The sequence below is a fragment of the Roseomonas elaeocarpi genome (assembly GCF_042433915.1).
Taxonomy (GTDB): domain Bacteria; phylum Pseudomonadota; class Alphaproteobacteria; order Acetobacterales; family Acetobacteraceae; genus Roseomonas; species Roseomonas elaeocarpi.
Genome location: NZ_JBHLUN010000015.1, coordinates 258247 through 266872, shown reverse-complemented (window position 1 = coordinate 266872; position 8626 = coordinate 258247). Strand labels below are relative to the sequence as shown.

Genomic DNA, 8626 nt, shown 5'->3' with positions numbered 1-8626 from the left:
CCGACACTTCGATGCGCGTCACACCGGCGGTGCGGCTGTTCTGCGCCGCCTCGGCAATGATCTGGCGCGCGCGGTCCGTCAGGTCCGAACGATCCCAGTCAAAGAACACGAGGTAGGTGCGGGCAGTCTGCTGCGGCGCGGCCTGCATCGGGGCAACCGGCGGAGCGGCGGCCACGACCGGCGGGGTGTACAGGGCGTAGCGCAGGCCCAGCATCGCCGAGTGGTTGTTGCCCGAGTCAACTTCGAACTTGCCGCGGCTGACCGTCTGGTTGGTCGGCGTGCGGACCTCGCCGTCGAAGTAGCGCTGCAGCGTGCCGAGGTAGCGGTACTCAACCGTGAGCGACAGGCCGGGGACCTGCGGGATCGGGAAGGCCAGACCGGCGATGCCCTGGTAGGCGAAGGAACCGCGCGTGTCGTCCAGCATCACCGAGTTGCCGTTCGGGTAGCGCGAGCCGCCCACGCCGTGCAGGTCGGTCCAGACGTAGCCGACGCCGCCACCGACGTAGGGAACGACGGGGATCGGCATCTGCGGGAACCAGGCCGGCAGCTGGAAGTCGTAATAGCCATTGGCCATCACGCCGTACTGCTCCTGCTGGCCGGTCGCGTCGTTGAACGCACCGTTCACGCCAGCGCGCGGAGCCTTGGAGGACCAGCCACCGACATGGCTGGCGACGTTGCGGCGGTAGTTGCCCTCGACCTCGGCGCGCAGGCCGTTGCCGAAGCCCCAACCCACGGCGACCTGGCCGCCCCAGCCTTCGCTGAACTCGACGTCGCCCTGACGGTTGTTCACCGTGTTGTCGAAGTAGGTGGCGTTGGCGCCCTTGGCGGTCAGGTTACGCTTGCTGGAGTGGTTCCAGCCGGCGCCGCCGGACACGTACAGGCCGGTCACCGGCTGCGCGACGGGGGTGGCCAGCCAGCTCGGCGGGGTCCACCAGGCGGACTGCGCCTGCGCGCCCGAGGCGACGAACGGGGTGGCAAGAAGCGTCGTGGCGAGCAACGCGTGACGGAACTTCATAATCGGGTCCTTCATCGGGGGGACGAATGAGTGTCAAAATGCACGCCCCGGTTTTTCGCGAAATTCACCAGCTTGCGAGGCAGACTTGCGGTCGGGCTGTTGGGGGGCACTGTTGCTGCCGAGCCACAACATAGGCCCGGAATCCGGCACAAAGAGGCCTGGGCGCGGTGATGGTGGGCTTGCGGGGCGCCGTATTCCCGTTTCCGCGCCCCGTTCGAATCGTCCGCGGCCGGCGCCGCGGACATTCTGTCGCAGTTCGTTCCGGCTTGTCCCGCGAATCCTAAGGCTTCAACCCGCTTTCGCGATTCGGCCCGCCGCGTCGATCTGCAGGGGCACGTCGAACCAGGTCACGCCTTCCGCCACGAGGTCGATGACCCAGCCCGTCGCATTGTGGCGATCCAGCTCGAACTCGACCTGCAGCGCCTCGCCGGGCGCGACCTCGTGCTGGCTCAGCCGCACGCGGCGGTAATCGCGCTCGGTGCCGCCTTCCGTCACGCGGCCGACGCCGAGGTTGACGCCGCCAGGGCCGCTGCCGCCCGGGAGCCAGCGATGTCCCCCGAGGTTGCGGACCGCGACCGTCAGCGCGAGCCTTTCGTTCCGGATCGATGCGGCGGTGAGCGAGAGCGCAGCCAGTGGCTTACCCTCGGCCTTGGCCGCCGCGATCTCCCGGCTGTCGGGCGTGCCGAAGGGCCGCGTCAGCGAAATGCAGCGCGTACCTTTGCCGATCGCCTGCTGCACGGAAGCGGCCAGGGCGCCGGGCAGCGGCTCACCACTGCCGGCGCGGTTGAAGGCCTCGATGTCCAGCGGCGCGAGCTCGGCCATGACCGGCAGAACCTGGCCGCCGGTGAAGCCGGCCTCGCGCGCAGCCTGCCACAGGTCCTCCAGCGGGACCTCGTGCTCGGCCAGGCCCGCCGCCCGCATCCTGGCCTGCGCCCCGGGTGCGCGGGAATGACCCGCCGCCTCGGCCACGAGCACCGCGATGCCGCCTTCCGTCAGGACCCGGAACATCTCCCGCAGGAGAGCGGCCTGATCGGCCACCTGGTGCAGCGACTGGAAGGCGATCACGCGGTCCACGGACTGGTCGGGCAGGGGAAGGCGCGGCCCGTCCAGCCTTGACAGCCGCACCAGCTTTGCCAGCTGCGGCTGATGCACCGCCAGGAAGGCCAGCCCCTTGTCGATCGCCCGCTGCGACGGATCGAGGCCGGTGACTTCCAGCCCCTGCTGCGCCAGCAGGCGTGACAGCCAGCCATTGCCGCAGCCGTAGTCCAGCACGCGCTGACCCGGTGCGGCCTGCAGGAGCTGCATCGCAGCGCTCAGCGCCGGCAGCGTGGCGCGCGTCGTGGCGGGATCGGCGAAGGGCAGGCGGAAGCTGCGGTCGCTCAGCGGCACGCCGTCGTGCAGGGCGTCGTGGCGCGCCGTGGCGCTCGCCCCGTCGGTGGCCGCCGCGAGCCGCGCTGGATCGATCAGCCCGTCGGCTCCCACGAAGGCTTCCGCTTCCTGCGACTGCCAGACGACCATGCCTGCTTCTCCGTTGCTGACCGGCCCGCATGGTGACGTTCCCCTGCTCAATCCGCAACGTCCCGCGACGTTGCCCGTTCGCGCGCGGGAGATGGCACGGATCGCCTCGCAACCTTGTTGCGCGAAGCGCCGCAGGAACGCTCGTTTCCGCAATGATGGCGTGTTCCCGCGCCCGCGAGGACGGGCTATGGTTGCGGGTGGATGAACCCGTTGTTCCTTAAACAGCCGACAGGAACCGAAAGGCAGCGTGACGGATGGTTGAGAGGGTCCGACCGTGGCGGGCGGCTACCGGCCCCCGGACGCCATGGACTGCTCCGGCGCCGCACGCCCCTGTCAGCCTGCTGACCGCCGCGTTGCGAGTTTCCTCCTTCAACCCACCCCGCGTTCCTCCCGCCGTTCCGCGGCAGCCGGAGGAGCGCCTGGCCCTGCGCGGGCCCGCCGGAGCCATAGCGTGAGTGCCCGCATCCTGGTGGTGGACGACATCGCCACCAACCTCCACCTCCTCGAAGCACGGCTGCGCGCCGAGTATTACGAGGTCGCCTCTGCCACTTCCGGGCCGGCAGCCCTGCAGCTGCTGGCAAGCTGGCGCCCCGACGTCGTGCTGCTGGACGTGATGATGCCGGGCATGGACGGCTACGAGGTCTGCGCCCGCATCAAGGGGGATCCCGCCACCAGCCACATCCCGGTGGTGATGATCACCGCGATGACCGAGGCCACCGAGCGCGTCCGCGGCCTCCAGGCAGGGGCGGACGACTTCCTGAGCAAGCCCGTGGACCACGCGACCCTGTTCGCGCGGCTGCGCGCGCTGCTGCGCACCAAGCAGGCGCAGGACGCGCTGCGGATCCGCGGCGCCACGGCCGGGGAGTTCGGGCTGAGCGTGCCGGCGCATCCCGGCAACGACGTGTCCGGAACCCGCGCGCTCGTGGTGACCGAGAGCCGCGACGAGGCGCGGGAGATCGACGACGCCCTGGCGGCTGACGGCGTGCAGGTGACGATAGCGCTGGAGCCTGCCGCCGCCTGGCGCAAGGCGGTGGAGGGCGGCTTCGACCTCGTGGTGCTCAGCCTGTCCTTCGATGCGGGGGATGGCTTGCGCTTCGCGTCGCGGCTGCGCGCCAACGAACCGACGCGGGAACTGCCGGTGGTGCTGATCGCCGACCTCGACCAGCGCAACCAGGTGCTGCGCGGCTTCGACCTGGGCGCCAACGACCACGCCCTGCGGCCGCTCGACCCGAACGAGCTGCGTGCCCGCGCCCGCAACCAGCTCCGCCGCAAGCTCTACCAGGACCGGCTGCGCGAGGAGCTGCAACGCTCCCTCGAGGAAGCGGTGACGGACGGGCTCACTGGCCTGCGCAACCGGCGCTACGCCGACCGGCACCTGGAGATGCTGCTGCAGAACGGCGACATCACCGTGCTGCTGCTCGACATCGACCACTTCAAGCAGGTCAACGACACGCACGGCCATGCCTGCGGCGACGCCGTGCTGAAGGAGGTGGCGCAGCGCCTGCGCAACGGCGTGCGCACGGCCGACGTGGTGGCGCGCTACGGCGGCGAGGAATTCCTGGTGATCATGCCCGACCGCGTGCTGCCTGACCTTCGCACCGTGGCGGAGCGTTTGCGGCAGGTCGTGTGCGACCGGCCCGTCTGGCTGCCGACCGGACCGGTCAGCGTGACCATCAGCATCGGCGGCGCGCGCAGCGGGCAGGACCGCAGCGCCGAGAACCTGGTGCGCCGGGCCGATGAGGCTCTCTATGAGGCAAAGCGCGCGGGACGGAACCGCTTCGCGGCCGGCAGGCTGGAGGCCGGCACCTGAGCGGGTGCCCGGGGCAGGAACGCCCCGGGTCGGCGGCGGAGTCGCCGCCTCGGGCAGGCCGGCGCGGGGCTGACGGGCGCGCGGGCCGCCGCCAGCCGGTGTCTGGGACCGTACCTGCCCGGTTTTCGGTTACTTGATCTTCGACTCGCGGAAAACGACGTGCTTGCGCGCGACCGGGTCGTACTTCTTGAGCTCGAGCTTGCCCTGGGCGTTCCGGGTGTTCTTCTTCGTGACGTAGAAGTAGCCGGTTTCGGCCGAGCTCACGAGCTTGATCTGGATGGTGTTGGACTTGGCCATGTTTCTATATCCGCAGCAGGCCCCGCGGGCAGGGCCCGGGCCGTTGAACGGCGCAACCTAGTCAGGGCCGCCCCGCCGTCAAGCCCTTGTTTCGCACGGCACCCCGACGAGGAGCCGGGCCGGCGGTTTTCTCAGCGCGGCAGGGCCGCCCGATAGGCTTCGGGGTGGTCCAGCAGCGCCGTGGCCACCTGGAGGTCGCTTTCACGCGCTTCCGCCGGCGGGCAGCTGTCGCGCAGCGCCACCACTTCGCTGGCTAGCACGGGGGCGCGCGCCGCGCGCAGGCGCTTGAGCACCGCGCCCATGGGGGCCTCGCCCCGTTCCAGCCGTTCCAGCGCGAGGCTGGTGTTCTCGGCGCCCAGGCTGGTGCACAGGGCCGGGATCACGCCCAGGGACTGCACGGGCCAGCCGTCGGGCGCCAGCACGCGTGACCAGGACAGCGACAGCTCCCCGCCGTTGGGCAGCGGCATCAGCACCTGGATCAAACCCTTGCCCATGGTGGCGCTGCCGATCACCACGCCGCGCCCGCGATCGCTGAGCGCGGCCGCGACGATCTCGGCCGAGGAGGCGGTGCGCCCGTCCACCAGCACGGCAATCGGCCGGTCCTGCGCCAGGTCGTCGCCGCGCCCCTCGAAACGGCGGCGGGCATCCGGGTGTCGGCCGTCGGTGCTTACCAGCAGGCCGCTGGGCACCAGCTCCTCCAGCACGGCCACGGCCTCGCGCAGGAGGCCGCCTCGATTTCCGCGCAGGTCCAGCACGACGCCGCGGAGGCTGTTGCGCGCGAGGCCCGTCGTCAGCGCCTCGGCCAGCTGCCCCGCGGTGTCGGCGGAAAAGGCGGTGATCCGCAGCAGCAGCAGGTCGCCCTGCTGCTCCGCCCGGACCGTGACCGGCGCGACCTGGGCCCGGCGGAGCAGCGCTGTCCTTGCCTGCCGCCCGCGGCGATAGTTCAGCCGCACCGAGCTGCCCGCGGCGCCGTCCAGCAAGGCCGAGACGGCCTCGCTGTCGGCGCTGCGCAGGGAGCGGCGATTGAGGCCGGTCAGAAGGTCGCCGGCCCGCAACCCCGCCGCCAGAGCCGGGCTGTCGGGCAGGACCTCGGCCACGCGAACGCCGTCGTCGCCGTTTTCCAGCACGAGGCCGACGCCCACCGTGCCCATGCGGCGGTCGCGCGCGGTGTCGGCGGTGTTGGCGGAGAGGTAGCGGCTGTAGGGGTCGAGGTGGTTGAAGATCTCGTCGAAGGTCGCTTCCAGCAGCCCGTCGGAGCCCGCCTGACGGACCGGGGGCGACACGTCCCAGGCCGCGCCGAACAGCCAGACCAGCGCTTCCGCGGCGCCGGCGCTGCCGTTGCCGATGGCGCGCCGCGCCACCTCCCGCCCGTTGCGGACGAGGCGCACCGCGTCGCCCTGCAACTCGACGTCCAGGGTGGGGTCCAGCGCCACGAGGCCACGGGCGCCCCAGAGCGCGAGATCGGCGGGGGCCGCTGCTTCGAGGTGCCGCTCCTCCACCGCGTTGAACCCCGCCTGCAGCGTGGCGAGCAGCAGGGTGCGCGGGAAGAAGGCTTCCGGCCGCGCCTGGGCCGCCACCGCCGGATCGGCCTGCGCGGAGGCCGGCGGCGGAAGCGTCAGCGCCGCGAGGAGTGCGACGCCCCCGATCGCGAAGCCGCGGAGCGCGACGCGGCCGACCGCGAAGCGCCTGACCGTGAAGCCCCCGACCGTGAAGCCACGGAGCGTGCCCCGCGCGGCCTCGCCCGCCCGCCGGGCGGGATCGGGCTGCCTTGCAGGAGGTGGAAGAACAGGCTTCCGGTCAGGGGAATGGCTTCCGCCAGCTGAAGCTCGACAGGCTGTGCCAGGGAGAAGACGAGGCCGGTATGCCGCCCCACCAAGCGCTGTGCGCCCGCATCGTGCTCCCATCGGTCATCCGGAAGTGAGCGCAGCGGGACGATTCCGCTGGCGCCGTTCTCATCAAGGGTGACGAACAAGCCCGAGCGTGTCACCCCGGAAACCCGCCCTTCGAATGTAGCGCCTACGTGATCGGCCATGAAGGCCGCGAGGTAGCGGTCCACCGCGTCGCGTTCCGCCGCGGCGGCGCGGCGCTCGGTGCGGGTGATCGCTTCCGCCGTGTCGGGCAGCGCCTCGGCCTCGGCGGGTGTGATGCCGTCACGCCCCAGCCGCAGCCCGGCGATGACGGCCCGGTGCACCACGAGGTCGGCGTAGCGGCGGATCGGGCTGGTGAAATGCGCGTAGCGGCTCAGCGCCAGGCCGAAATGGCCGATGTTGTCCGCGCTGTATTCCGCCTGCGACTGCGCGCGCAGCACGGTCTCGTCGACCAGCCGTTCCTCGGGCCGGTCGCGCACGGCGTCGAGGATGCGTGCGAAGTCGCGGGGCCGCAGCGCGTTGCCGGGAGGCAGCTCCAGCTCGAAGGCTTGGAGGAACTGCCGCAGCGCTTCCAGCTTCATGTCGGCGGGGCGATCGTGGACGCGGTAGAGGCAGGGCTGGTGCAGGCGCTCCAGCTCCTCCGCCGCGCAGACATTGGCGGCCACCATGAACTCCTCGATCAACCGGTGGCTGTCGAGGCGCGCCCGCGGCCGCACCGCCTCCACCCGTCCTTCGGCGTCGAGGAAGACGCGGCGTTCCGGCAAGTCGAGGTCCAGCGTGCCGCGCCGGTCGCGCTCGGCCGTGAGCGCCGCGAAGGCACCGTAGAGCGCGGCGAAGCGGTCCTCGCCGGCGTCGCGCGAGGCCTGCACCGCCTCGTAGGTCATCCGCGCGTGCGAGCGCATGATGCCGCGCCCGACGCGATGCGCGCGCTTCGTGCCGGCGGTGTCGAACTCCATCCGCACGAAGAGGCAGCCGCGATCCTCGTCGGGCTTGAGCGAGCACCAGCCGTTGCTCAGCGCCTCGGGCAGCATCGGCACCACGCGGTCGGGAAAGTACACGCTGTTGCCGCGCGCCCGCGCGGTGCGGTCCAGCGCGGAGCCAGGCCGGACGTAGTGCGCCACGTCGGCGATGGCGACGGTGACGGCCCAGCCATCCCCGGTCGCCTCGGCATGAACGGCATCGTCGAAGTCGCGCGCGTCCTCGCCGTCGATGGTGATCAGCGGCAGGTTCCGCAGGTCCTCGCGCCCTTCCGCGGTCACGGCGCGCGCGGCCTCAGCCTCGGCGATCGTGTCCGCATCGAAGCGGTCAGGGATGTTGTGCAGGTGGATGCAGACCAGCGACACCGCGCGCGGTCCACCCATCGGGCCCAGCCGTTCCACCACCCGCGCGGGGCGCAGGCCCAGCCGGTAGGAGGGCAGGGGTTCGGCCAGCACCAGCTCCCCGTTCGCGGCGTCGAGGCTCTCGCCTTCCGGTACGGTCCACTCGGCGCGGGCGCGGCGGTCCACCGGCAGGATGCGGCCGTCCTGGAAGACGCCGAGCACGCGGGAGGCGCTCTCGGCCGGCAATCGCTTGACGGTGCGGCCCTCGTAGCGGTCGCGGCCGATCGGCTTCAGCCGCGCCAGCACGCGCTCACCCGGCGCCAGGGCGGGCTGACCCTTGCGCTCCGGGTGCATGTAGATGATCGGGCGGCTCTCGCCCTGCCAGTTCACTGGGCGGGCGAGGGGATCGCCGTCGGGATCGGTGCCGAAGACCTCCACCACCGCGGTTTCCGGCAGGCTGGCCGCGTGGCGCAGCGAGCGGCGCCCGGCCGGGGCGGCCGTGCCTTCCCGCCGCAGCACGCGAAGCATTTCCCGCAAGGCGGGGCGCTGGTCCACATGGAGGCGGAAGTGGCGCACCAGCTCGCTCTTGCCGACCTTGCCGCCCGCGCCGCGGAGGTAGTCGCGCAGCTGCGCCTGCGTGGGCATCGGGGCAGGCTGGCCTGCGGTTCCGCCGGCGGTGTCCGGGGGAACCGGGACACCGTTGCCGATCCCGCCCGCCGCATCCGCCGCCACGCCGCCCGCCGGAACGAGCGGCGGCGCGCCGAGGGGCCGGTAGCGCAGGCGGTAGGGTCGCAACGGC

At 72.0% G+C, this 8626-nt stretch carries 6 protein-coding genes; 1 reads left to right on the top strand and 5 read right to left on the bottom strand.

From position 1 onward, the window contains the following. Positions 1-1015, bottom strand: a 1015-nt coding sequence (locus tag ACFFGY_RS20340) for a P44/Msp2 family outer membrane protein (protein WP_377046352.1), incomplete at its 3' end; no start/stop codon positions are given. 288 nt (positions 1016-1303) lie between these two features. Further along, positions 1304-2533, bottom strand: a complete 1230-nt coding sequence (locus ACFFGY_RS20335) for a class I SAM-dependent methyltransferase (protein ID WP_377046351.1) — start codon at positions 2531-2533, stop codon at positions 1304-1306. Positions 2534-2984: 451 nt separating this feature from the next. On the opposite strand from ACFFGY_RS20335, the gene ACFFGY_RS20330 reads away from it, so the two are divergent. Continuing rightward, positions 2985-4343 carry a PleD family two-component system response regulator gene (locus tag ACFFGY_RS20330; protein WP_377046350.1) on the top strand — a complete coding sequence of 453 codons (1359 nt, stop codon included), beginning with the start codon at positions 2985-2987 and terminating at the stop codon, positions 4341-4343. Positions 4344-4472: 129 nt separating this feature from the next. Here the strand turns inward: ACFFGY_RS20330 and rpmG are convergent, their stop codons facing one another. The 3 genes from rpmG to rnr all read right to left on the bottom strand — a co-directional run bounded on the left by rpmG (position 4473) and on the right by rnr (position 8622). Next, the gene (gene rpmG, locus ACFFGY_RS20325) at positions 4473-4640 is read right to left on the bottom strand and encodes a 50S ribosomal protein L33 (RefSeq protein WP_377046349.1); all 168 of its coding nucleotides are present in this window, start codon (positions 4638-4640) and stop codon (positions 4473-4475) included. Positions 4641-4771: 131 nt separating this feature from the next. Further along, the gene (locus tag ACFFGY_RS20320) at positions 4772-6217 is read right to left on the bottom strand and encodes a S41 family peptidase (RefSeq protein ID WP_377046348.1); all 1446 of its coding nucleotides are present in this window, start codon (positions 6215-6217) and stop codon (positions 4772-4774) included. Between the two features lie 38 nt (positions 6218-6255). Then, positions 6256-8622: a ribonuclease R gene (gene rnr / locus ACFFGY_RS20315; RefSeq protein ID WP_377046347.1), complete on the bottom strand. Its 2367-nt coding sequence runs from the start codon at positions 8620-8622 to the stop codon at positions 6256-6258. Positions 8623-8626: the final 4 nt, after the last annotated feature.